General features: G+C 68.9%; 22 protein-coding genes and 2 pseudogenes. 9 read left to right on the top strand and 15 right to left on the bottom strand.

Annotated features, from left to right (window positions below; genetic code table 11):
* The first annotated feature begins 22 nt into the window (after positions 1-22).
* The 3 genes from J8N05_RS41730 to J8N05_RS41720 all read left to right on the top strand — a co-directional run bounded on the left by J8N05_RS41730 (position 23) and on the right by J8N05_RS41720 (position 3,241).
* Positions 23-2,122, top strand: coding sequence for a transketolase (locus tag J8N05_RS41730; protein WP_308287088.1), 2,100 nt, complete (start codon positions 23-25; stop codon positions 2,120-2,122).
* A 68-nt stretch (positions 2,123-2,190) separates the two neighbouring features.
* Complete coding sequence (locus tag J8N05_RS41725; protein ID WP_210892512.1) at positions 2,191-2,457, top strand: HPr family phosphocarrier protein; 267 nt, start codon at positions 2,191-2,193, stop codon at positions 2,455-2,457.
* A gap of 112 nt (positions 2,458-2,569) precedes the next feature.
* The gene (locus J8N05_RS41720) at positions 2,570-3,241 is read left to right on the top strand and encodes an HAD family hydrolase (RefSeq protein ID WP_247706902.1); all 672 of its coding nucleotides are present in this window, start codon (positions 2,570-2,572) and stop codon (positions 3,239-3,241) included.
* Between the two features lie 106 nt (positions 3,242-3,347).
* On the opposite strand, the gene J8N05_RS41715 is transcribed toward J8N05_RS41720, so the two are convergent.
* The 8 genes and pseudogenes from J8N05_RS41715 to J8N05_RS41680 all read right to left on the bottom strand — a co-directional run bounded on the left by J8N05_RS41715 (position 3,348) and on the right by J8N05_RS41680 (position 11,896).
* Positions 3,348-3,821, bottom strand: coding sequence for a hypothetical protein (locus tag J8N05_RS41715; RefSeq protein WP_210892510.1), 474 nt, complete (start codon positions 3,819-3,821; stop codon positions 3,348-3,350).
* 86 nt (positions 3,822-3,907) lie between these two features.
* A complete protein-coding gene (locus J8N05_RS41710) occupies positions 3,908-4,294 on the bottom strand; it encodes a fic family toxin-antitoxin system, toxin component (protein ID WP_210892508.1) in 387 nt (128 codons plus the stop codon).
* Positions 4,291-4,593, bottom strand: coding sequence for a type II toxin -antitoxin system TacA 1-like antitoxin (locus J8N05_RS41705; protein WP_210892506.1), 303 nt, complete (start codon positions 4,591-4,593; stop codon positions 4,291-4,293). The genes J8N05_RS41710 and J8N05_RS41705 overlap by 4 nt, the downstream gene beginning before the upstream one ends.
* Before the next feature lie 209 nt (positions 4,594-4,802).
* Positions 4,803-5,873, bottom strand: coding sequence for a hypothetical protein (locus tag J8N05_RS41700; RefSeq protein WP_210892504.1), 1,071 nt, complete (start codon positions 5,871-5,873; stop codon positions 4,803-4,805).
* A 284-nt stretch (positions 5,874-6,157) separates the two neighbouring features.
* Positions 6,158-7,286, bottom strand: a pseudogene (locus J8N05_RS41695) (low temperature requirement protein A).
* 129 nt (positions 7,287-7,415) lie between these two features.
* Positions 7,416-8,558 (bottom strand): annotated as a pseudogene (locus J8N05_RS41690) (sugar porter family MFS transporter); the annotation flags it as partial.
* A 367-nt stretch (positions 8,559-8,925) separates the two neighbouring features.
* Positions 8,926-10,113, bottom strand: coding sequence for a fumarylacetoacetate hydrolase family protein (locus J8N05_RS41685; protein WP_210892502.1), 1,188 nt, complete (start codon positions 10,111-10,113; stop codon positions 8,926-8,928).
* 46 nt (positions 10,114-10,159) lie between these two features.
* Entirely contained in the window at positions 10,160-11,896 is a 1,737-nt protein-coding gene (locus J8N05_RS41680) for an IlvD/Edd family dehydratase (protein ID WP_210892500.1), read from the bottom strand.
* A 104-nt stretch (positions 11,897-12,000) separates the two neighbouring features.
* On the opposite strand from J8N05_RS41680, the gene J8N05_RS41675 reads away from it, so the two are divergent.
* Complete coding sequence (locus tag J8N05_RS41675) at positions 12,001-12,747, top strand: FadR/GntR family transcriptional regulator (RefSeq protein ID WP_210892498.1); 747 nt, start codon at positions 12,001-12,003, stop codon at positions 12,745-12,747.
* Between the two features lie 86 nt (positions 12,748-12,833).
* On the opposite strand, the gene J8N05_RS41670 is transcribed toward J8N05_RS41675, so the two are convergent.
* Positions 12,834-13,910, bottom strand: coding sequence for a non-reducing end alpha-L-arabinofuranosidase family hydrolase (locus tag J8N05_RS41670; RefSeq protein WP_210892496.1), 1,077 nt, complete (start codon positions 13,908-13,910; stop codon positions 12,834-12,836).
* Between the two features lie 477 nt (positions 13,911-14,387).
* On the opposite strand from J8N05_RS41670, the gene J8N05_RS41665 reads away from it, so the two are divergent.
* Positions 14,388-15,038 (top strand): LysE family translocator, encoded by a 651-nt coding sequence (locus tag J8N05_RS41665; protein WP_210892494.1) that lies wholly within the window; start codon positions 14,388-14,390, stop codon positions 15,036-15,038.
* A 100-nt stretch (positions 15,039-15,138) separates the two neighbouring features.
* On the opposite strand, the gene J8N05_RS41660 is transcribed toward J8N05_RS41665, so the two are convergent.
* Together J8N05_RS41660 and J8N05_RS41655 are read right to left on the bottom strand one after the other, a co-directional pair.
* A complete protein-coding gene (locus J8N05_RS41660; protein WP_210892492.1) occupies positions 15,139-15,690 on the bottom strand; it encodes a hypothetical protein in 552 nt (183 codons plus the stop codon).
* 172 nt (positions 15,691-15,862) lie between these two features.
* A complete protein-coding gene (locus J8N05_RS41655; protein WP_210892490.1) occupies positions 15,863-16,267 on the bottom strand; it encodes a hypothetical protein in 405 nt (134 codons plus the stop codon).
* Positions 16,268-16,717: 450 nt separating this feature from the next.
* On the opposite strand from J8N05_RS41655, the gene J8N05_RS41650 reads away from it, so the two are divergent.
* Together J8N05_RS41650 and J8N05_RS41645 are read left to right on the top strand one after the other, a co-directional pair.
* Entirely contained in the window at positions 16,718-16,930 is a 213-nt protein-coding gene (locus J8N05_RS41650; RefSeq protein WP_210892488.1) for a hypothetical protein, read from the top strand.
* A 207-nt stretch (positions 16,931-17,137) separates the two neighbouring features.
* Positions 17,138-18,058 (top strand): DUF389 domain-containing protein, encoded by a 921-nt coding sequence (locus tag J8N05_RS41645; protein WP_210892486.1) that lies wholly within the window; start codon positions 17,138-17,140, stop codon positions 18,056-18,058.
* Positions 18,059-18,131: 73 nt separating this feature from the next.
* On the opposite strand, the gene J8N05_RS41640 is transcribed toward J8N05_RS41645, so the two are convergent.
* Both J8N05_RS41640 and J8N05_RS41635 read right to left on the bottom strand, forming a co-directional pair.
* Complete coding sequence (locus tag J8N05_RS41640) at positions 18,132-18,842, bottom strand: ANTAR domain-containing protein (RefSeq protein WP_210892484.1); 711 nt, start codon at positions 18,840-18,842, stop codon at positions 18,132-18,134.
* 75 nt (positions 18,843-18,917) lie between these two features.
* Positions 18,918-19,658 (bottom strand): GAF and ANTAR domain-containing protein, encoded by a 741-nt coding sequence (locus J8N05_RS41635; RefSeq protein ID WP_210892481.1) that lies wholly within the window; start codon positions 19,656-19,658, stop codon positions 18,918-18,920.
* Between the two features lie 731 nt (positions 19,659-20,389).
* On the opposite strand from J8N05_RS41635, the gene J8N05_RS41630 reads away from it, so the two are divergent.
* Complete coding sequence (locus J8N05_RS41630) at positions 20,390-21,406, top strand: SGNH/GDSL hydrolase family protein (protein WP_210892479.1); 1,017 nt, start codon at positions 20,390-20,392, stop codon at positions 21,404-21,406.
* Between the two features lie 361 nt (positions 21,407-21,767).
* On the opposite strand, the gene J8N05_RS41625 is transcribed toward J8N05_RS41630, so the two are convergent.
* A complete protein-coding gene (locus J8N05_RS41625) occupies positions 21,768-22,466 on the bottom strand; it encodes an alpha/beta hydrolase (RefSeq protein ID WP_210892477.1) in 699 nt (232 codons plus the stop codon).
* 489 nt (positions 22,467-22,955) lie between these two features.
* Here J8N05_RS41625 and J8N05_RS41620 point away from each other — a divergent pair, with 489 nt between their 5' ends.
* Positions 22,956-23,156: a type A2 lantipeptide gene (locus tag J8N05_RS41620; protein ID WP_210892475.1), complete on the top strand. Its 201-nt coding sequence runs from the start codon at positions 22,956-22,958 to the stop codon at positions 23,154-23,156.
* A gap of 297 nt (positions 23,157-23,453) precedes the next feature.
* On the opposite strand, the gene J8N05_RS41615 is transcribed toward J8N05_RS41620, so the two are convergent.
* Positions 23,454-23,603, bottom strand: a complete 150-nt coding sequence (locus tag J8N05_RS41615; protein WP_210892473.1) for a hypothetical protein — start codon at positions 23,601-23,603, stop codon at positions 23,454-23,456.
* Positions 23,604-23,709: the final 106 nt, after the last annotated feature.

Below are 23,709 nucleotides of genomic sequence, written 5' to 3'. Positions count from 1 at the left end.
ATGCTCTTCGCAAGGAGTCTTCGTGGTTTCCTCAACAGCACGGTCGACACGGTCCCTTGAGGACTCCCACGCCGGAGGGCGGGTGTTCGGCGCGGCCGACATCCGGGCCGTCGCGACCGCTCGGGCCCTGGCCGTGGACGCCGTCGAGGCCGCGGGTTCCGGACACCCGGGCACGGCGCTGGCCCTCGCGCCCGTGGCGCACCTGCTGTTTCAGCGGCATGTCCGGCACGACCCGGCGGATCCCGCCTGGGAGGGCCGGGACCGGTTCGTGCTGTCCTGCGGCCACGCGAGTATCCTGCAGTACACGCAGCTCTATCTGACCGGATACGGACTGGAGTTGGACGATCTGCGCCGCTTCCGTCGGCTCGGCTCGCTGACGCCCGGTCACCCCGAGTACCGGCACACGGCCGGCGTCGAGACGACCACCGGTCCGCTCGGCCAGGGCGTCGCCACCGCCGTCGGCATGGCGATGGCGCTCAAGCGCGACGAGAGCCGCCTCGCCGGCGCCGACACCTCGCCCGACGGTCCCGCGGGCCGCACCGTGTGGGTGCTGTGCTCCGACGGCGACCTCCAGGAGGGCATCTCCTACGAGGCCGGCGCGCTCGCCGGCCGGCACCGCCTGGACAATCTGGTCGTCGTCTGGGACGACAACGACATCCAGATCGAGGGCTCCACCGGTCTGACGACCCATGAGGACACGGCCGCCCGCTTCCGTGCGCAGGGCTGGTTCGTGCAGACGGTCGGTCTCGGCGCCGACGGCGACGTGGACACCGACGCCCTCGACCTGGCCCTCGGCGCGGCGCGTGCGGAGACCGGCCGGCCCAGCTTCATCGCCCTGAAGTCGCAGATAGCCTTCCCCGCCCCGAACGCCGTCAACACGCCCGCCTCGCACGGCGCGCCGCTCGGCACCGCCGAGACCGCCGCGGTCAAGGAACTGCTGGGCGTCGAAGGCGAGTTCACGGTCCCCGCGGACGTACTGGAGCACACCCGCGGGGCGTTGGAGCGGGGCGCCGAACTGCATGCCGTCTGGGACCGGGAACTGGCCCGCTGGACGGCCGAGCACCCCGAGGCCGCGCGAGCCCGCGCACACGCCGTACGGCCACTGGATCCGGCCGCCGCCGCGGCCGTACTGCCGCACTTCGAGCCCGGGACCTCCGTCGCCCCGCGTGACGCCTCCGGCAAGGTCATCCAGGCACTGGCCGAAGCCCTGCCGAGGCTGTGGGGCGGATCGGCCGACCTCGGCGACAGCAACCGTACGACCATCACGTCGGGCGGATCGTTCCTGCCGGCGGACGACAGCGACGGACAGGGCCCGCTGGGGCGCAACGTCCACTGGGGCGTACGCGAACACGCGATGGCCGCCGCCCTCAACGGCATCGCCCTGGTCGGCTACGACACCCCCTTCGCCGGTACGTTCCTGGTGTTCAGCGACTACCAGCGACCCTCCCTGCGCCTCGCGGCCCTCATGAAGCTGCCCGTGGTGCACGTCTGGAGCCACGACTCCGTGGCCCTGGGCGCGGACGGCCCCACCCACCAGCCCGTCGAACACCTCGCCGCTCTGCGGGCCATGCCGGGACTCGCCGTGGTCCGGCCGGCCGACGCCAACGAGACGGCCGCCGCCTGGCTCAGCGCCCTGAACTCCCCGGGTCCGGTGGGCCTGGCTCTCGCCCGGCAGGGCCTGCCCGTCCTCCCGACACCGTCCGAGGCGGTACGGGAGGGCGTGGCGCGCGGCGCCTACGCGGTGACGGACCCTCAAGAAGACCTCGACGTCGTCCTGTTGGCCAGCGGCAGCGAAGTCACCCTCGCCATGGCGGCACGAGACCTCCTCGCCGAGCGGGAGATCACCGCCCGGGTCGTCTCGGTGCCCTGCCTCGACTGGTTCACCCGGCAGGACGCCGACTACCGCAACAGCGTCCTGCCCCCGTCCGTGCGCGCCCGCGTGGTCGTCGAGGCGGGTACCGCCTTCGGCTGGCACGGCCTGCTCGGCGAGCACGGCCGCGCCGTGACCGTCGACGACTTCGGAACGTCGGCTCCGGCCGAGGACGCCATGACGGCGGTCGGCCTCACCGAGGACGCGGTGGTCGAGGCGGCACTCGCGTCGCTCGCCGCCACCCGCGGCTGAACCCGTACCTGCACGGCCACTCGCGCCGCTCCTTCACCACCCACCCCCTGCACGGAGGAAGACCTGCCATGCCCGAACGCACTGTCGTCATCGGTTCGCACAGCGGACTGCACGCCCGGCCCGCCACCGCCTTCGTCCGAGCGGCCGCCGAACTGAACACACCGGTGACCATCGCGCGCGAGGACGGGACCCCCGTCGCCGCGAACAGCCTGCTGTCGGTACTGGCACTTGGGGCCGGCCACGGCGACAAGGTCACCCTGGCCGCGGAGGGCGAGGGCGCGGCGGAGGCACTGGACGCGCTGGCCGCCCTGCTGGTCCAGGACCACGACGCCTAGGGCGGCGCCACCGCAGGACGCGTCCGTGTCGTACGACCGCTCCGCCCTCCGCGGCCGGTACCAGCGGCGGGCGGAGCGGCGGACCGCACCACATCACGAAGCGAGGTCACCCTTGAACACCCCCGCGCAGATCACGTTGCAGGACGTCCAACTCGTCATCTTCGACTGCGACGGCGTCCTGGTGGACACCGAACGCATCGGACCCGAGGTCGTGGCGGCCATGGCCACGGAGTCCGGCTGGCCGCTGAGCCCCGCAGAGGTACGCCACCGGTTCCTGGGCCGCCCCGAGAGCTACCTCTACGAACAGATACGAGCCCACGCAACAGCCCCCATCGGCCCGGAATGGCTGACGGAGTACCGCACGAGGTTCCGCGACGCGTTCGCCGCGCGGCCCCGGACGATGCCCGGAGTGGGGGAGTTGCTGGATCACCTCGACACCCGAGGCCTTCCTTACTGTGTCGCGTCGAGCGGCAGCCACGAGCGCATCGCGCACTCGCTGTCGGTCACCGCGCTCCAGGATCGGTTCACCGGACGGGTGTTCAGCGCCGACGACGTGTCCTTCGGCAAGCCGGCCCCCGACCTCTTCCTGCACGCGGCCCGCACGATGGGGTACGCGCCGGAACGATCCCTGGTGATCGAGGACAGCCCGGCGGGCGTGGACGCGGCCCTCGCCGCGGCGATGCGGGTCGTCGGCTACAGCGGAGGCCCCACCGAAGCGGACGCCCTGGCACACGCCAACCTGGGAGTCATCTCATCCTTGACGCAGCTGGTGGCAGGCTCGTAACACGGTCCTGCCGGCGGGTCCTGGGCGGGCATGGCGGGCGCGCCTACCGAGTGCGCCCGTCCGGCAGGTTGCCAGCGCTCCGGGCCAGCGGACGAGTGCTGCGACGTCAGTCTCCCGAGAATCCGAAGATCCCCAGGTGAGTCGGCCTGTCGCCGGAGTGGAGGACGACGTAGTAACCGGTCCACCGCATCCGGCACTCGCCGAACAGGCTGCGCGCGTGCTCCTCATGGCTCGCAGCCTCGTTGGCAGCAGCAGCGAGTTCCTCGTACTGCTCGACCGACGGGCGGTCCGTACCGAAGTGGTGCCTCACGCGGTCGAGAGCCAGCGGGCGCAGGGTGCCGTAGTCGGCGCTCCTGGATTGCGTCGGCGGTGCGTCCGTGGCAACAAGCCTGTCGATGTCGAGGATCGTATGGGTGCCCTCCGTCTCCATGAACTCCTCGTCCTCGTAGAGGTCCTCCAGGCTTCGGTATGGGGCATCGCTGCCGTACTCCTCCTGGAACACCCGGGCCTTCAGTGTCGCCACAGCCGCTTCGGCATCGCCGTCGTACCCGGTGACGTAGTCCCATCCGCTGGCACCCATCGAGCCACCCCTCCCTGAAGATCGTGAACGGGCGAACGATAGCGGCGAGGACTGACAACCCCGCGGCCGGGCGGTGCGCGTCGGGATCAGGTGGCGGTCCAGTCGCGCAGCTGGCGGGCGATGCGAGCGACACCGAGCGCTCCGGAGGCCGCGTCCCTCACCAGCGCGACAGCCGCCTTGGGCGGGTAGTCGAGTTCGCACGTGTTGAGGATCAAGTAGGCCTCGGTCGCGTGCCAGGCGAAGGCCTCGTTGGAGTGTTCCAGACAGGGCAGCTTCGCCAGGGTCTGCAGCAACGCGGCGGCCTTGAGATACAGGGAGCCGTAGATGTCGCGCTCCATCGCCCGGGCATTGACCCGAGCGGCTGCGGCGTACAGCGGTCCCAGGTCGTCGAACTGCGGATCACCGTCGAGCAGTTCGGCGGCGTGCAGCAGGAACGTGAGGTCGAGCGGGTGGAGCGGTTCCGGCTGGGTCACGCGGCGTGGCCCCGCTCTTGGTGCTGTCCGAGTTCCCGCTGCGCTTCCTGCTCGGCCGCCCGCTGCTCGGCACTGGGATCCACACTGCTGGGTTCGGCCGCGAATGCCGCGCCGCTGCGGGCTTTGGACTTCTGGAAACCGGCCAGGAACTGCCGCTCCACGGCGACCGCACGGTCGTAGGCGGCAGAGAGGATGTACTCCTGCATGCTGACCCCCTCGTGCTTGGCTGCTGCCGCGATGGCGGCCCGCTGCGCAGGGTCGGGGAAACGCAGGTTCATCGCTGTTTTGGCATCCGACATGGTAGGTATGGTACCAGCGGTACCACTTCGTGTCTCGGGAGAAGCGCGGTTGGGAGTGATTCGCCGCCGATTTGACGATGATCGCCGACGTTTCCTGTCGCTTTGAGACGGGCCCGCGTTGCGGCGCACACCTGGCGTGGCTTGGGGCGGCGGAGGGCTGACCGACGCGGCCGCGGTGCGAGGCTGCGGTGGCAGAAGGCGGACGTGGGTCAGGCCACCGTGAGCAGTACTGCGAGGAGTATCAGGGCGGCGATCGCCGCGACGGCCCAGAGCATGCGGCGGCCGTCCTTCGAGATTCGTTCCTCGGCCTTTAGGCGTCCGTCGGAGCCCCGGAAGACATAGTACTGGTAGTGGTGGGAGCCGGACGACCGGGCCTCGACGACCGTCAGCCTGTTGATGGTGGCCTCGCGGTCCTGCTCGTTGTCCCGGGGCCGCAGGCACGGTTCGAGGGCGCTGCGATGAGCGGGTGACAGATCGTCGGGCAGCGGATCATCGGCTTTGAGGAACTCCTTCCGCCAGCCGGCTGAGTCCAGTGCGGGCTTGATGCGGCTCGGCCGCTGGACGGGGACGACGGAGTCGAGTTCCGGGACCCACGTGATCCGCCCCTCGGTCCACGTAGTCAGGTGCCCGGATCCGGTGCACGTCCCGCACTCGACGGTGCCCTTGCGGCCGCACTCCTCGCAGGCGATACGTCCGCTCGCCCCGCAGTCGTCGCACCGCACCCTGCCCCATCCCCGGCAGCCCGGGCACGCGCTGTCAGCCGTCTGGCATCCCTGACAGGTCACCCGTTCACCGGGTTGGCCGGGCTTCGGGAGCTTCGACGGGGTGCCGGGCAGGTTGCCGTGCAGCACGTACTGCGTGCACGGTGAGACACCGGAACAGACGGGGCACGCCTTGGCGGGCTCGCACGTCCAGTACGTCCTGCCCGCGCAGCGGGCGCACTGCCGCCGCCCGTTGCCGCAGTTGCACGGCCCCAGATGCGCGGAGCCGCGTTGGAGCAGAACGAGCGGCCTGCCCCGAGGCGACTCGTGGGGACCCAGCTTGTAGTCCTTCAAGTTGTCATAGAGCGGCAGCGCGGATAGGTCCACGATTCCCGGTGCATGCCGTGGCTTCTGCTCGCGGTTCTCGATGTGGTGGGTGATCGTGGCTTCCAGGAGATGCAGACGGGTGAGGCGAAAGTCGCCGACGGGCGGAGCAGAGCCCCTGCGGAAGCCGATGCGCGCCCGGCACGCGTCGATCGCCGCATGGACCTCGTCGTCGGTCGGATCGTCCGTCGCCACGATTGCCCCCGGTTCGCGTCCTCGCCCGGATGGGCCGGGCGGCAACAGTGTGACGGGCGCGGACCGGTCGCGGAAGGGCGCGTGGACGAGCAGCCATGGGCAAGCCGGTCACGCAGGGGGCAGTCCTGCAGGTCGGGCGTTGGCGGCGTTGGCCGCTGTGCACCGTGCGTCGGCTCCGGCCAGGTGGCCGGGCGCGGGCCGAACACGCGGACGCCGGCTCGAACCGCCCCGGCTGCGGCTGACGGGTCCTCTCGGACGAGAAGGTGCGTCACCCTCCGCTGCCTTCATGCCCGCCGCGCTCTCGGTTCGTTCCCGTCAGCCGCCAGGGTTTGCCGGCGGTTCATCCACTCGATCGCGGCGATCAGCAAGGAAGCGGAGATGCCGCTGCCAAGCACCGGATAGTGAGTGAAGGTGCAGGCGAGGACGGTGAGGGCTGCCGCTCCATGAACGGGGCCGGACCACGCGGGCAGCGGTGAAGCCTTCCGGTGCAGTAGCCGTACGAGGGAGATGAACAGGGCGACCGGCACGGTGTAGGCGGCCGCTGCTTGATGTTGGGTGAGGGCGTCGTGGCCCGTGATGTGGGCGACGTTGAGGGTCAGTCCGGCGCCGACGGCGGCAGCCGAGGCGAAGACGGAGTAGTGACCGTATCCCCACAGCATGGCGGTGGTCAGGGTCGCGAGGTGGCGTGGCGCATCCTGGGAGAAGTACAGCCACCACAAGGCGAACACCGTCAGGACGCCGCCGCATGCCAGGAGCAGAAGCGGACGCAGTGGTACATCGGTGTTCAGCCCGTTGTGTATGGCGGCGGCGATGGCGGTCGTGGACTCACCGAGGACGATGAGTGTGAACAGACCGTAGCGCTCGGCTATGTGGTGTGGGTGTCAGGTGGTGTTGGCCGCACGCTCGGCCCAGACGGGTACACGCAGTTCAGCAGCGGCGAGGATGCCGAAGGAGACGAGTCCCGCCTCCACGGGCACGAACAGTCGGGCCAGCCGCGCGAGCATCAGGACGAAGGTACCGAAGGCGTACCGCAGACAGCAGTGTCGGCGCTCGGTGTCGGAATGAGCGGCACGCAGCCATTGGGCGACCACGGCAATGCGCATGAGGGCGCAGCTGGACGAGTGTGAGGAGTCTGTAGGCGACATCGTCGTTGTCGTATCCGGAGGCGAACCAGGTGAAGTTCATCCAGGCCCACCAGACGGCGAAGAAGACCAGCGCGTAACCAAGAATCGCGCGGGTGAAGTGGCCCTGGGCCAATGCGTGTTCGAAGACCGAGGCCGCCTGAGCGACGGCGGCCACGAAGCACAGATCGAAGAGCAATTCCAGAGGCGTGGCGTTTCGGTGCTTTTCATCGGCGTGCCTGGCCCGCATCGGTCTGTGCCACTTGCTAACCGAGATGGCTGACTGACTCATGAGGTTTTGGTCCCTGTGATATCGAGGGTGGGACGACACCGCGCCCTCGATATGGATCGTCCCGCAGCGACTGACACCTGTTCTGCGACAAGAACGTGCTGCCCGGCTCTCCGGGTTTTCGGGCCGGAGCTAGCCCATCTCCTCCAGCGTCTTGCCCTTCGTCTCCTTGACGAATTTGAGGACGAAGGGGATGGAGAGCGCGGCGAAGACCGTGTAGATCACGTAGGTCGCGGAGAGGTTCCAGTCGGCCAGTGACGGGAAGCTCGCGGTGATGGCCCAGTTGGCGATCCACTGCGCGGCGGCGGCGACGCCGAGGGCCGCGGCGCGGAGCTTGTTGGGGAACATCTCGCCGAGGAAGACCCACACCACGACACCCCAGGAGAGGGCGAAGAAGAGGACGAAGACGTGGGCGGCGATCAGCGCGACCCAGCCCTGGGTGGCGGGGAGCTTGCCGTCGACGAGGTCGTAGGAGAACGCCCAGGCCTCCAGGCCGAGGCCGATGACCATGCCCACCGAGCCGATGAGGGCGAGGGGGCGGCGGCCGATCCGGTCGACGAAGATCATGGCGATGACGGTGCCGATGATGTTGATGATCGACGTGGTGAACGAGTAGAGGAACGAGTCCGTCGGGTCGACGCCCACCGACTGCCACAGCGTGGAGGAGTAGTAGAACGCCACGTTGATGCCGACGAACTGCTGGAACACCGACAGGCCGATACCGATCCACACGATCGGCTTGAAGAAGAAGGTGCCGCCCAGGAGGTCCTTGAAGGTCGACTTGTGCTCGCTCTTCATCGCCTGCTCGATCTCGGTGACCCGGGCGTCCAGGTCGATGCGGTCGCCCTCGACCTCCCGCAGCACCTCACGGGCGCGCTCGTGCCGCCCCGCGGAGATCAGGAAGCGCGGCGACTCGGGGATCGCGAAGGACAGCAGCCCGTACAGGACGGCCGGGATCACCATCACGCCGAGCATGACCTGCCAGGCCTCCAGGCCCATGACGGTGCCGCGCTGGTCGCCGTCGGCGGCGTTGAGGATGCCCCAGTTGACGAGCTGCGAGACGGCGATGCCGATGACGATCGCGGCCTGCTGGAACGAGCCGAGCCGTCCGCGGTAGGCGGCCGGGGAGACCTCGGCGATGTAGGCCGGGCCGATGACCGAGGCCATACCGATGGCGAAACCGCCGATGACCCGCCAGAACGCCAGGTCCCACAGGGCGAAGGGCAGGGCGGAGCCCACCGCGCTGACGGTGAACAGCACCGCCGAGATCTGCATGCAGTTGTCGGCTCGCGCGTTGGTGGTCCAAGGAAAGACGTCCCGCTTCCTGCGGGGAGATGCAGGTGCAAGGCCTGCCCGGCGCTCACTTATACGACGATTCCCCCACCGCAACCTGCGGTGGGGGAATCGTCGTATTGCGCGGCGCAGTGCGGTCGCCGGCGCCGCGGTTTGCCTCAGCAGAGCGTGCCTCGTGCCTCGCGGCTCGCGCACGCCAGTGAGGTGTCCAGCATCGACCCCGCCCTCGCGTTCACCTTCAACCGCGGTCCCGGCGGATCTTGCTTCCTTCACCGGTCGAGACGGTCGGCGCGTGCCCGGCGTCCCGTCCCGAATCCGGCGGCGGCCGTGCGGACCTGGGCCCCGGCGCTCACAGCACGCCGCGCCGGGCGAGGCTGCGCAGTAGCGCTCGTGCGCCGAACGTCCATGGTGCGGCCTGCTCGCTGGGGATGACGGTGTTGGTGAGAGCGCCTAGCCGCGGGCTGGAGATCCGCACGATGTCGCCGTACTCGTGGGTGAAGCCCGCGCCGGGTGACTGCCGGTCCTCGGTGGGGGCGAACAGTGTTCCGGTGAACAGCACGAAGCCGTCCGGGTACTGATGGTGCGGACCGTGCGTGGCAGCCACCAGATCCAGTACGTCGCGGCTGATCTCGCGCATGGAGCTGCTGCCGTGCAGGACGTAGCCGTCCGTGCCGTCGATCCGCAGGTCGAGATCGAGTTCGCGTACGGTGTCGAGGTCGAAGTCCTCGTCGAACAGGCGGATGAACGGGCCGATCGCGCAGGAGGCGTTGTTGTCCTTCGCGCGGGACAGCAGCAGCGCGCTGCGGCCCTCGATGTCGCGGAGGTTGACGTCGTTGCCGAGCGTCGCGCCGCGTACCCGGCCGTGCGAGTCCACGACGAGGACGGCCTCGGGTTCGGGGTTGTTCCACACCGAGGCGCCGAGCACTCCGATGTCGGCGCCGGTGCCGACCGCGGACAGTACCGGGGCCTTGGTGAACACTTCCGGGTCGGGCCCGATCCCGACCTCCAGGTACTGCGACCACAGTCCCTCGGCGACGAGGAGTTCCTTGGCCTTGGCCGCTTCCGGCGAGCCGGGACGAATACCGTCGAGCGTGCCGCCCACCAGCTGCCCGACACGGGCCCGCACCCGCGCGGCCTGCGCCGGATCGCCGCCCGTGCGCTCCTCGATGATGCGTTCCAGCAGACTCCGGGCGAAGGTGACGCCCGCGGCCTTGATCACTTGCAGGTCGACGGGGGCGAGCAGATGCGCGATGTCACGTCGGCCGACCGGTGCCGCGAGCAGGTCGTCCAGCCGCCAGGTGTGTCCGCCGTCGGCCTCGCGGACGATTTCCGCCGCGTCGTCGCGTTCCATGAGGTCGGAGACGGTGGGGGCGACGGCCGTCAGGTCGACGACGTGCTCGCCGCGGACCGCGGCCACGCACGGTCCGTCCCATCGCGGGCTGTGGACGCGCGCGACGAGGGCGGCCCGCTCCGCGTCCTGCGGCAGGACCGTGGCGGCTGTGAGGAGTGGACGAGGGCGCGCTGCTGCCGGTTCCACGGTCGGTGCTCTCCTGGGGTCGAGGGGTACGTCGCCGGGGACTGACTCAGTGGGAGTCGCGGGGAACCTCGTGTCCGCGGCTTCCGCGCAGGAAATCGAAGTCGGCGCCCTGGTCGGCCTGTTCCACGTGCTGGGTGTAGAGCCAGGTGTAGCCGCCGGTGTGCCGCTCGGCTGGTGCCGTCCAGGCCTGGCGACGTCGTGTGAGTTCGGCGTCGTCCACGTCCAGGCGCAGGATGCGGTTCGGGACGTCGAGGACGACGGGGTCCCCGTCGCGCACCAGGGCGAGGGGTCCGCCGACGGCGGCCTCGGGCGCCACGTGCAGGACCACCGTCCCGTACCCGGTGCCGCTCATCCGGCCGTCGCAGACGCGCACCATGTCCTTGACACCGGCCTTCAGCAGCTTGGTGGGCAGCGGGACGTTGGAGACCTCGGGCATGCCGGGGTACCCCTTGGGACCGGCGTTGCGGATGACGATGACGGTGTTCTCGTCGATGTCGAGGTCCGGGTCGTCGGCCACCTCGTGGTACGCCTCGGGGGAGTCGAAGACGCGTGCGGGGCCGCGGTGGGTGAGCAGGTGGGGGGATGCGGCGGACTGCTTGATCACAGCTCCGTCGGGGCACAGGTTGCCGTGGAGGACGGCGATACCGGTGCCCGCGGGCTGGAAGGGGGCGTCGAGGCGGGTGATGACGTCGGATTCGATGCGTTCGGCGTTCTCGGTGTTCTCGGCGATGCTGCGTCCGGTGACCGTGATCTGTTCGCCGTGCAGCAGTTCGCCGCCGAGCAGCTCGGCCATGACGGCGGGCAGGCCGCCCGCGTAACAGAAGTCCTCCATGAGGTACTTGCCGCTGGGCATCAGGTTGACCAGGGTCGGCACCGCGCGGACCAGCTCGTCGAAGTCCCGCAGGCCCAGCTCGACGCCGACGCGTCCGGCGAGGGCGGTCAGATGGATGACGGCGTTCGTGGAGCCGCCGATGGCCGCGTTGACCCGGATCGCGTTCTCGAACGCCTCCCGGGTCAGGATCCGTGAAGGGCGCAGCTCCTCCTCCACCATCCGTACGATGCGCTGACCCGCCGCCTGCGCCGTTTCCATCCGCCGGGAGTCGACCGCGGGCCAGGCCGCCGAGCCCGGCAGCTGCATGCCGAGCGCCTCGGCCATGCACGCCATCGTCGAAGCGGTGCCCATCGTCATGCAGTGCCCGTGGGAACGGGCCATGCAGCCTTCCGCGAAGAAGCACTCCTCCTCGGTCATCCGGCCGGTCTTGAGGTCCTCCTCGAACTTCCACACGTGGGTGCCGGATCCCACGTCCTGGCCCCGGTACTTGCCGTTGAGCATGGGCCCGCCGGTGACCATGACGGCGGGCAGGTCGACACTGGCGGCACCCATGAGCATGGCGGGGGTCGTCTTGTCGCAGCCGGACAGCAGCACGACACCGTCGAGGGGATTGGCCCGGATCAGCTCCTCGACCTCCATGGCCATGAGGTTGCGGTACAGCATCGCGGTGGGGCGCATCAGGGTCTCGCCGGTGGCCATGGTCGGGAACTGCAGAGGCAGGCCGCCCGCCTGCCACACACCGCGTTTGACGGCTTCGGCGACCTGGGTCAGATGGGCGTTGCACGGGGCGAGTTCGGAGGCGCTGGTCGCGATGCCGATGACGGGACGCCCGTCGAACACCTCGTGTCCGAGTCCCTGGTTGCGCATCCAGGAGCGGTACACCATCCCGCTGCGGCCCTGTGCGCCGAACCATGCCTGGCTGCGGCGGCTCGTCCTCTGCCCGTCGGTCATGTAGGCGCTCCCGTGGCTGTGGTGTCCGTCGTCCGTTCACGATGGGGCGTTGCCGGGTGGGGACCCGCAGGCCGTACCCTGCACCACAATCATTGAATGATTCGATGAATGGCGTCCAGGGGGCGAACAGGATCGTGGTGCACTTCCTGACCCTGTACCAGCGTGTGGTCGACGAGCTCGGGCGGCGCGTCGTGGGTGGCGCGTGGGCACCGGGGGAGGCGCTGCCGGTCGAGGACGCGCTCGCGGCCGAGATCGGCGTCAGCCGGGGAGTGCTGCGGGAAGCGGTCAAGGCACTGGTGGCCAAGGGGATGCTGCGCGTACGCCCCCGCACCGGTACGCGGGTGCTGCCCCCGGAGCACTGGAACCACCTGGACCGTGACGTGCTGCGCTGGAAACAGGCCGGGGACGCCACGGCTCTGCTGCGCGACACGGGTGAACTGCGCCGGATCGTCGAGCCCGAGGCGGCCCGGCTCGCCGCCGAACGGGCCGGCCCCGACGACGTACGAGCGCTGTACGACGCTCTGGCGGCCATGGAGGCCGCAGCGACGGAACCCGGCCGCAGCGGGTACGTCGAGGCCGACATCGCCTTCCACCGGGCCCTGCTCGACGCCAGCGGCAACCGTCTCCTCGGTTCGCTGGGCCGGGCTGTCGACATCGCCCTGGAACACAGCTTCGTCGTCAGCACCCAGACCCCCGGCGCGGTGGAAGGCTCGCTGCCGGGCCACCGCGCCGTCGTACGAGCCGTCGAGACCCGCGATTCGGAGGCTGCGGCGGCCGCCGTCCTCGCCATCGTCGAAGCCGCCGAACGAGAGATCGCCCGGTCTCCCGGAATGCCGGGCGATGCCGTGTGACCTGCCGCGGTTGATCCGCGCGGGCTCGGCCTTCCGGGGAGCCCGCCCGCAGGTTCCGTACCGGAGCCGGACCCCGTGCGATGCCGTCAGCGCTGGAGTGTCAGCAGACCCGGACGGTAGGGCAGGAGGCCGTAGTCGCCCCCGGAGTTGGGGCTGCGGCCCTGGTAGAGCAACTGCAGATTGCAGGGGTCGACGGTCATGGTCTGATCGGAGCTGGTGCGGAGCAGTTCGCCGTGGCTGATGTCGTTGGTCCACGTGGCACCGCTGTTGGCCTTGCCGGCGAAGGGGTTGCTCTCGGCTGCGGCTTGGGGCGTCCATGAGCCGTTCAGACTGGTGGCCGTGAACGAGCGGAAGTAGCGGCCCTGCGCGCCGATCGCTTCAACGATCATGAGGTAGCGGTTCTGGCCCTGCAGTCTGTAGACCTGGGGGGCTTCGAAGAGGTTGTTCGTCGTATCGCTCATGACCACTGTGGAGGACGTCCCGAAGCTGCCAGGGAAGTTCCCGAGCGGCATACTGGCCCGGTAGATCTTGCCGTTGTCGCCGGCGAAGAACAGGTACATGTTGGTTCCGTCGCCGATGAGCGTCTGGTCGATCGGACCGGTTCCGGAGCCGGAGATGCTTCCGGAGAAGAGCACCTGCTGGGACGACCAGCCGTTCGGGTTGGTGGGGTCGCTCGACGTCCGGTAGGAGAAGGCGGTCCCGCCCCACTGGTAGGCGAGCACCCACAGGTTCTTCGGCGCGAAGTGGAAGAGCGTGGGCGCGACGGTGGATGTCGACATCGAGTTCTGGTTGGCCGAAGCCATCTCCGACCAGTTGGTGAACAGGCCGAAGTTCATCGAACCCCACCGCGTCCCCGTGTCGTGCGTCGTCGCATAGACGAGTTGCCGCCCGTTGTAGGGGGCGACGGTGAAGTCCTTGAGCGAGACCCACCCGGACTTGGGCTGCGCCAGCGCGCCCGTCGATGTCCAGCGATAGGTCGACGGAAGATCGCACTGGGCGGGGGTGTCGGCGCTGTTGCGGTTGACCAGAGCGTGGGAGGCGTGGGGGTCTACGGTTGCCGCGCCGACGGGCTGGGCACCGAGGAACGCGGCCACGAGCAGCAGGGGCGAAAGGACGGCGAGCAAGCGTCTTGGACGGGCCGGGGGCGGGTGGCGTAACCACATCAGGGAGCCTCCAGGCTGTGTCGAAACTTTCGAGGAATTACCGGATTCTTCGACGCCACAAGCTAGGAATGTGCGGCTCCGCGGTCAAGGTTTGTCGCGCACCTGTCCACAAACAGTCCCTCTCCGTTGAGGGCGCGGCGAGCAGTCTCGGCGAGCAGTCGCGGCGACCGGAAGTGCTCCGGCGGTGAGGCGATGCGGCTCGCCAATGCGCGGGAGATTACGGGGGAGAAGGGTTCGCTGACCGGCTCGACAGGGGATCGAATGTTTCGGGCGAAGGGTGGAAACTTTCCTGTGGCGGGCATTGGCCATCCACCGTCGGTCCCTGCGCTCGGCAAGTCCAGATCATTCGGATTGGCCCTGCCCGCGGGGCGGGATCGTGGGCTGGAATGTTCCGTGGCAGCTGCCGGATCCCGGATCCGGCGACGGCTCCCCGCGGTGCGACTGGCCCGGGGCCATGCACACGTTGAACGGATTCCCATGTCAGAGCTGCTCGGCTTCGTCGCCGCGTCCCTGGTCGTCATCGTCGTGCCCGGCCCCGATCTCACCTTGCTGCTGGCCAACACGGCCAGGTCGGGGCGGCGCGCGGGCCACGCGACCGCTGCGGGAATCATGCTGGGACACGCCGTACTGGCCACGGCCGCGGTGGCCGGACTGACGGCCCTGCTGGCCGCGTCGCAGGTCGGTTACGCGATCCTGCGCGTCGCCGGAGCCCTCTACCTCATCTACCTCGGTGTCCAGTCCCTGGCCGACTTCGTCCGCCTGCGCCGCGGTGCCGTCGGCGACGCCGCGGCGCCCAACGCCGTCCAGCGTGTCCCGGCGGCCACGGGACGGGTCGGGCGTGCCGCCTTCCGGCAGGGCCTGATCAGCAACCTGCTCAATCCCAAGGTGGCGGTCTTCTACCTGGCGCTCTTCCCTCAGTTCACCCTGCCCGGCCTGGGGACCACGGCCGCACACAGTGTCCTCGCCGGTGTGTTCTGGCTCATGTGCCTGCTGTGGTTCGTGCTGGTGCTCCTGCTCCTGGCCCGCGTGGAGACGCTGTTGTGCCGCCGAGGCGTCCAGCGGGGGCTCGCCGGCGCGTCGGGCGTGGGCCTGGTCGGCCTGGGGGCCGCTCTGGCGCTGCGCGGCTGACCCGTTCCTGCGTCAGCTGGCGACCGGTCGATCCGCGATCCGCGATACGGCGGAGTTGAGGCGGCGGCGTCCTATCCGGGTGTTGCGCGGCGATCGTGGGTCAGTACCGGATCCAGAGCGAACTGGTCCGGTCGTTCATGCGCGCCCCGACATATTCCACGTTGGGCCCGTCGCCCGTACCGTCGTACCAGTACTGCGAGTCGCCGTTCTGGTTGTAGCCGTCGTAGATGGTGACCTGATGGCAGTTGCTGTACGTGTAGAAGCCGGAGATCTCGTTGTCCCAGATGAGGTTCGGTCGCAGGCGGTAGCCTGACGAGTCGCAAGGACCCTCCTCCGCCGACACGATGATGCGCGTGATGTTCGGCGGGCTGTTGTAGGCGTTCCAGAACCACTCCATGAGCAGTACGTCGGGCGCGTCCGCCGCTGTGAAGGCCGCGGAGTCCGGGTCGTTGCTGCATGTCCGCGACTTCACCGGCGAGAAGCCCCCGTCGGCCGACTTGCCGACCTCGACGACGCAGAACTTCCCGTCCGACTTGCCCTCGGGTGCACCGGCCGCCGTGGCCGCGCCGGTCGAGACACCTGTGACGAGCAGGGCCGAGGCGATCATCGCCAGCGGCCGGCGGGCCCGGACGGCACCGTTGCGAACAGTCATGACATTCCCTCCGTCAGTTCTGACGTTCATGATCTGGACGGGCATACCGCTGTGGAGCGCGGCTCATACCCGTGGGTGGTGCGGGCGCTCGCGAGCGTGGCGGGGGCGGGTCACTTCGCAAGAGCCCTGTGGTCAACTCGCCCGCGCGGAAAGGCGCAAGGGCGCTCGCGGCTCAGATACCGCCGACGCTGCCGATGCTGAAGGGTGAGGCAGGGATTTTGCCGCCGGAGGCGACCAGGTAGTTCTGGCCGGTGCAGTCACTTCCGCTCCAGAACCGCTGGGTGATTCCGCTGCGATTCCACAGGGAGAAGCTGTAGGCGAGATTGACTCGCGCGCAGGTGCCGGGCTGCTTCGGACCGAAGTACTGGACGCTGCCGTCCCATGACGTGTAGTTGTAGTCCTTCCAAAGACACGAAAAGCCCGTCCCGTTGCATTGCGACAGGTCAGTGGGGCCGACGTTCGCTTCGGGCGCGGCAAGGGAGTGGTCGGCGGCGGCTGCGGGAATCGATGTCGTCAGCGCGGCGGAAAACAGGCTGACGGCTGCTATTCCGGTGAAGAGAGCTGATCTCAGCTTCATGGTCGCTACTTTCGAGTGGGGTTTTTTCCTCGGTTCAGGGTGCCCGCAGCGATCGAACCTGTCGTTACGCGTGAGCGCACTGTTCTTTAGCCTCGGTGCACCGGGTCCGTTTCGCGCGTTGTGCCGTTCCGAGGTGTTGTGACGCGTTCGATGCCGGGCTGTACTCGGGTGGGTGAGGGTTTTCCTCCGTGGTGGGGACATCGGGTCCCGCAGAGAGTGAACCGCTCTGACCAGCCATGTCCGTGAGGGGACCGGACGAGTTGATCACGGCATGAACAACACTTCGATCAGCCCGATACTGACCGCTCCGGCTCTTGGGGCCATGGGTGCGAGAGAGCCGGGCGCGGACGCCGCGCCCTGCCACATACTCACCCGCCCTTGCACCGTCCCGGACTCCCGCAGGCCGTCCATCCGCGCTGCGCGGCAGAGCAAGGCGGGGCGGGCCGAGCGATGATCTTCATCGTATTCACCGCCGGTCCGCTCCTGCTCTCCCTCGTCCTGCTGCACTGCCCCGCCCCGTCGGCCCGGACGAACGCACGCCGGTCCACCGTTCCCAGCTCGGACGACAGCGGGCAGGCCAGACACCGCTGCGTGCGGGCCGGAGCGGCCGGCGCCAAGGCGGCCCGGTCCACGCGTTCCCGTTCATCCGAGACGGGCTGGTGAACCGCGAGTGCCGTAGCACGTGCTGCTGCGGCACCCGGTCGGTCGCCGTGGGAACGGACGACAACGGCCGGTCGTAGGGTCCCTGTCTCCGTGGCACGGCACCCACCCTTACCGTGCCGTGTCACGGAGACCTGATCGCCGTTCGCCCCGTCTCAAGCCGCGCGCTCCTATCCGCCCTCGCTTGTCCGGTGGGGCTAGCCTTCCGGCATGCTGCACCTGCGCCTGATCACACCGACCGACCGGACCGATGCGGTGATCCGCCTGATCGAGGAGACGGTCGGCACGGCCCATCTGGCTGTGATGCCGGGCGCCGCCCGCAGCCCTGCCGGTGACATCGTGATGGTCGACGTGGCCCGCGAGGCGGGTGATGAGCTGATCGGCGGTCTGCGCGGCCTGGGGATCGACACGAGCGGGTCGATCGCGGTGGAGAACATCGACCTGTCCTTGTCCACGCGGGCCGACCGGGCCGAGGACGACGCCCCGGGGGAGGGCGCGGACGCGGTCCTGTGGGAGCACCTGGCGGAAGCGACGCACGAGGAGTCGACCCTGTCGGTCACCTACCTGGCGTTCCTCACACTCGCCACGATGATCGCGGCCTGCGGTGTGGTTCTCGACAACGCCATTCTGATCGTGGGGGCGATGGCGGTGGGCCCGGAATTCGGTCCGCTGGCGGGTTTCAGCACGGCCGTGGTCCGGTGGCGGCCGCGTCTGGCGGTGCGCTCGCTGACCGCTCTGCTGGTGGGTTTCGCCGTGGCGATGGCCGTCACCGTGCTCTTCAGCCTCTTCATGGACGCTCTGGGACTGTTCACCGAGGAGCGGCTGGAGGGCGAGCGGCCCAACACGGCCTTCGTCTACGCCCCCGACGCGTTCTCCTTCGTCGTGGCCGTCCTGGCGGGCATCGCCGGTACCCTCTCCCTGACCTCGGCCAAGTCGGGCCTGCTGGTGGGCGTGGCGATCTCCGTCACCACGGTACCCGCGGCGGCCAATGCGGCGGTCGCCCTCAGCTACGGCGACACCGGCCAGACCATCGGCTCCACCAACCAGCTCCTGCTGAACCTCCTGGGCATCACCCTGGCCGGCATCCTCACCCTCCTGACCCAGAAATGGCTCTGGCGCCGCGCCCGGTGACTGCCCGTCGGACCAGCTAGCAGCGGCTGCTGCTCGCCTCGTACCTCGGGAAGTCCCTCACGTGAGGGCCCTCTTACCTTCCGTTGTGGCGGGTGCCGTCCTTCTTCAGGTGGAGCCGGTGGTGGAGGATGTCGCGGGCGCAGGTGAGTATGGAGCGGTTCTGGCTGAAGGCGTGGGCGCGCAGGAGGACCAGGGCCTGGGCGCAGGTGATGGCGAGTTGCGTGGAGAGCATGCCGGTGGCCTGGTGAACCTCGGCGAAGTGCAGGCCGGGTTCGTCCAGGAACATCCCGCTGGTGGCTTCCGGGCGGGCGGCCTGGTCGATGATGACCTGGGCGAGGGTGGTGGTGAGGCCGAAGGCGTCGGCGAGCCGGTCGGCGCTGAGGGGGCCGGGGCTGGTGCGGTGGCCGGTGAGCGCGCCGAGCGTGATGATGCCGATGTTCAGTGGAAAGGCGAACACCGCGGCGATGCCCAGGTCTTGGATGGCGCCGGGCAGGGTGGGCCATCGGGTGGCGGCAAAGGCGGTGGGATCACCCAGGTCCGGCAGCAGGAGGAGCGTGCCGTTGCGGGCGGCGTCGAGGCTGGGTCCCTGTCCCTGGGTCAGTTGCAGGTCCTCCAGGGCAAGAGTGTGGGTGCCGAAGGACTGCACCAGTTCGACGGGCCCGTCGGCGGGGGTGAACAGGAGCGCCAGGCCGTCCAGATCCAGTGCCGTCGCGCATGCCTGAAGCGGCAGCGGGGCGAGATCGGGTCCCGGGTGGGTGTGCAGGGCCCGGAGGTAGGAGGCCATCGCCGGTTGTGCCACCGTGCTTACCCCCCCTCTGTTCTTGAGCCCGGCTGCCCGCGGAGAGGCCGGGCGCGGCTGTTAGTGCCCGCGGTCGAGCAGGGAGGCGTCGGCGGTGCCGTCCAGGATCTGGCGGGCGATGTCGGTGAGCCGGACCTGGTGGTCGCGGGCGTGGATCCGCATCAGGACGAACGCCTCCTCGACGCTGACCCGGCGGCGCTGAGAGAGGGAGCCCTTGGCCTGTTCGACGATGATGCGGCTGTCGAGGGCCGCCTGGAGCTGTGCGGTGATGTTCATCTGCTCGGCCACCGCCCGCTGTTGGAGGATGCCGATGGTGGCGGTGTCCGCCAGCGCTTGACCCAGCCGCAGTTGGGAGGCGTCCAGCGGGCCGGATTGGTCGCGGAACAGGTTGAGGGCGCCGATCACCTGTTCGTGTAGCCGCAGCGGGGCTGCCACCACCGAGGTGAAGCCCATCTCCAGGGCTCGTGGCGCGAACCATGGCCAGCGCGCGCGGGCTGCCTCCGTGTCCAGCGGCACATCGGGGACCTGAACGCCGGAGTGATAGCAGTCCCGGCAGGGGCCCTCGTCCCACTCGATGCTGTCCATCTCCAGCCTGCGGGTGTGGTTGTCCGAGGCGGCCGCGTCCACCAACTGTCCTTGCGGGGTGGCCAGCAGGACTCCCGCGGCCCGCACCTCCAGCAGTCCTACACAGTGCTCGGTGAGCGTGTGCAGGAAACCGATCACGTCGAAGTCCCGCACCAGCGTGTCGGAGAGCTCGACGAAAGCGGCAGCCAACCGATCATCACGTGACTTGTCCGGCATGCCCACTCGCCTCCCAAGTCGCGTGGACACCCCTTCAGCAGGCGTCCTCTCCTTACTGACACCGCCCAGTATCGTCAGGGCCCCGAACGCTAGCCAGAGAATCCACCACTGATTTCCTCGTCTGCGGTGCCTGCGGTGCCTGCGGTGCCTGCGGCGTCTGTGGCGGTCTGCGGTGTCCGGGGCGGAGCGGCTGTCTCGCCACCTCGCGGACGCGTGGGCGCCGACCGCGCAGGACGACCTGGGCCGGGGACTGCCCCTCGTCGACGATCGCACCGGCCACTGGGGGTACGACCTGCGGGGATCCACCACAGTCCCACGAGGGGCCCCGGTGGAGTCGAAGCGGCGCGGACGGACTTCCGGCCAAGTGCGCCGAGGTGACGGCGTCGACCACGGAACTCGTCTTCGACGGCCGCTCGGGTGTGCGGCATGGCGAGCTGCGTTGCGGACGGCCTTGTCCCTTCGGCGCACGGTCATGCTGCCGGGTGAGTGCGGCGGCCGGGCGGGGCTCTTCTCGTTCGGGTCATGATCAGATCTGGACTCGTCGACCGGGCCTGTCCGGCACCCCTGCTGAGCAGGTGAGATGGACAGGCGTGAGGGAGTGTCCAGGAATGCGGGGTTTGGCTCACACTCTCTGGACCTTCACGCTCCGTGCGTGTGTGAATGCGGAGCGTCGCAACTTGCTCGACTCTCCTCGTGAGCCTCGGTGAAAGGGCACAGTCATGCCTTCGGTCATGCGTAAGACGAATTCTCCGGTGGTCCGGCGGCTGGCCGCCGCGGCCGTCGCGCTGGGCAGTTGCCTGGCGCTCGCCGGTCCGGCAGGAAGCGCCGGCGCGGCGCCCGCCGACCCGGTACCGACCGTCTTCTTCGGCGACTCCTACACCGCCGACTTCGGCATCGCACCCTTCCAGGAGGGCGAAAGGACCTTCTGCTTCCAGGCGAAGGAGAACTTTCCCGCCGTCGCCACCCGGCGCCTCGCGGACAAGGGCATCACGCTCGACGTCCAGTCGGACGTCTCCTGCTCCGGCGCAACCGTCCAGAACTTCTGGCAGGAACAGGAGCTGCTGACCGGCCAGAAGGTCTCGCCGCAGCAGGACGCGCTCAAACAGGACACACAGCTGACCGTGGGAAGCCTGGGCGGCAACACGCTGGGATTCAACCGCATCATCAAGCAGTGTTCCGACGAGCTCCGGGGCCATCCTCTGCTGCCGGGAGAGCCGGTGGACGGTGACGAGTCGGCCTCCAGGTGCGGTGAGTTCTTCGAGACTGGCGACGGAAAGCAGTGGCTGGACGATCGGTTCGAGCAGGTCGGATGGGACCTGGAGGAACTGCTCGACCGCATCGGCTACTTCGCCCCTGACGCGAAGCGCGTCCTGGTCGGCTACCCCCGGCTCGTACCCGAGGACACCGCCAAGTGTCTGACCGCGGCGCCCGGTCAGACACAGCTGCCGTTCGTCGACATCCCCCAGGACGCCCTGCCGGTCCTGGACCAGATCCAGAAGCGGCTGAACGACGTCATGAAGAAGGCCGCTGCCGACGCCGACGGCGGCGCCGACTTCGTCGACCTCTACGCCGACACCGGCGCCAACACGGCGTGCGACGGTGCCGAGAGGGGCATCGGCGGCCTGCTGGAGCACTCCCAGATCGGCGAGGGGCAGAAGTTCCCCTGGTATGCGCACCCCAACGACAAGGGCCGCGACATCCAGGCCGAGCAGGTGGCCGACGAGGTCGAGCAGATCCTCAACCGGTAACCGGACGGCGCGACGTCTTGAGGATCGGCCCGCCGCTCTTTACCGCAGGGTGGGCCGCTACGAGTCGACCGTCCCCGTAGCAGCAATCAACGAGTGGCTGTGACCACTCACACGGCACGCTCTATGCACACCAGTTGATCGCGAAGCCTCTTGATCTCCGACCACCCGTCGGCGGGGGCCGGTCACTATGAGACAGCCCGCCGCGGTGCTCAGGCTCGGAGCCACCGGCACGACATCATCGACGACCGCAGATGGTAGGCCGCCAGCGGCGCAGCCAGCCAGCCCGTCCTCGGCGGACAGAGTCGGGTCTGGCCGACGGACGATGGAGGCCTCGCGCTGATCCGTCATGACGTCGAATTTCCTAGATGACCAGTGGCCGGTCGCTGCTCCATGCCTGGCTCACCGGGCTGAACTCTCCGTTGTCCGGCCGGAGTACCTGTCCCACTGCCCTGGCCGCCAGGTCCTGCCATACGCCGGCCCGGTGCAGCATCCTCGGGCCGCCGCCGTGGACAACCAGTGCGCCCGCCCGCGCACCGGCGGCGCGGGCCTGCTGCACGTAGTCCATGGGTTCCGTGTCCGTGGGCGGGACGCTGTCCCCGTGCATGATCAGGATGCTTCGGCCTGACAGCGGGGAGACGCGTTCTTTCTTCGGTAGCCAGGGCGCGAGCGCCACCACACCCAGTACCTGAGGGTGAACGGCGGCCCGCAATGCGGCGCGGGCGCCCATCGCATACCCGAGTAGCACGACGGGCACGTCACCGGTCAAGCGGTTCAATTCGCTGAGTGCCCACAAGGTGTCGACCTCCGCGGCGCCTTCGTTCCATCCTCGCTGCCGGTAACGGACCTGACCCAGCAGCGTGGTCTCCAGCGGCACCGCCGACGCCGCGATACGCGCGACGGGCCGCATCCGCAACGCGCTCAACTGCCAGGGCCGCACGGGGTGATGGTCGGCCGCCGGTCCGCCGTGCAGTGTCACCAGGGCTGCCTGGATCCGCTCGGGGCTGTGGCGTACCCACAGTGCCGTGTCACCTGACGGCATCGCCTGCCCTGGAACCGGCATGACGACTTCCTTCCCTGTGGGACCCGGACTCTTCCCGGGGAATCCGTGGCCGTCGGGATGAGGGCTTGCCCGAACCGCCGACCGGATCGGGTGAATCACTCATCCGACCTGCAGAGAAATCTTCACACAATATGACCCTCTGGAATATCTGTGTGGACATGTCACGTGGTGGTGGTTTCTCGGCTCCAGACGGCCCGCTTCGGGGCCCGTCAAGGTGGTTGCAATGGGACACGGATTGGCCGTTCGCTGTGAAGATAAGGAAACGTTCCAGCGTCGGCCGATTCACATTGCTTCAGGGGAATGGGGTCCGTTCTCCCCGGTTTCGGCTTTCGTCGCACACTTCTTCCATCCCGTGTGGTCAACTTGCTTCACGCCGTGCACTGCGAGAGTCGGAATCCGCCTCGTTGTGGTGTGCGTCTAGGTGCAGAGTGCCGTTCTTGTGTGCTCTGTATTTCCCGTGAGCGTCGAACCATGAATGGACGAATGAGAATGCAGAACCTTCCCTCCGCCATCGAGACCCGCGAGATCGACGAGGCCGCGCTGGACAACATCGCCGGCGGCCTGGACATCGGTGGCGTCAACCTCGCCCCGGTCACCGGCGTCGACCTGGGCGGCATCACCGCCCCGATCACGGCCCCGATCACCGCCCCGATCGACACGTCGGCCGGCAACATCATCGCCGGTCTCTGATCGTCCGATTGACCTCGACAGTTCTGGCGCCGTGATCGGAAAAAGGTAGCCAGCGCTTGTCGCGTGCATTATTTAGTGCCCGAGCGTGACTGCTCGGGCACTATTGCTTTCCTTGAAGGCTTTTTCTAAGCCCCGGCTATTCTGGCACTTGGCTAAAAAGCCTGACCTCTGATATTTTTCACGTGGGACAGATGGTAGGCGCCGTCGGTCGATTCAGCGGCTGGCGGCGCCTGCGATTTGCGTCTACTTCCGCCCCCTCGGGCGTAGCGGAGCGGACCGTTGTTTCACGCGGATGTTTCACGCGGACACGGTGATCGCTCGGGCGGCGAGGTCGAGGCCGATGGTCTCGACCGGAGGAGCGGTCGCCACGAGGCCGAGACGGCTGAGCGGACGAACTGTGTGGTGACGGCTGTCGGACGGCGACCCCACGTGGGGTTCCAGCCTCATGCGGCCCCCCATGGGCTTCCAGCCTCATGTGGCTGTTCTGCCGTCAGCCCTGATGTCGGCGGATCCGCCGGGGAGATGGCGAGCCTCATGGTTAGGGAAGCCTTCC

It is taken from the genome of Streptomyces liliiviolaceus (genome assembly GCF_018070025.1).
GTDB lineage: Bacteria > Actinomycetota > Actinomycetes > Streptomycetales > Streptomycetaceae > Streptomyces > Streptomyces liliiviolaceus.
This window is presented reverse-complemented; position numbering and strand designations above follow the sequence as displayed.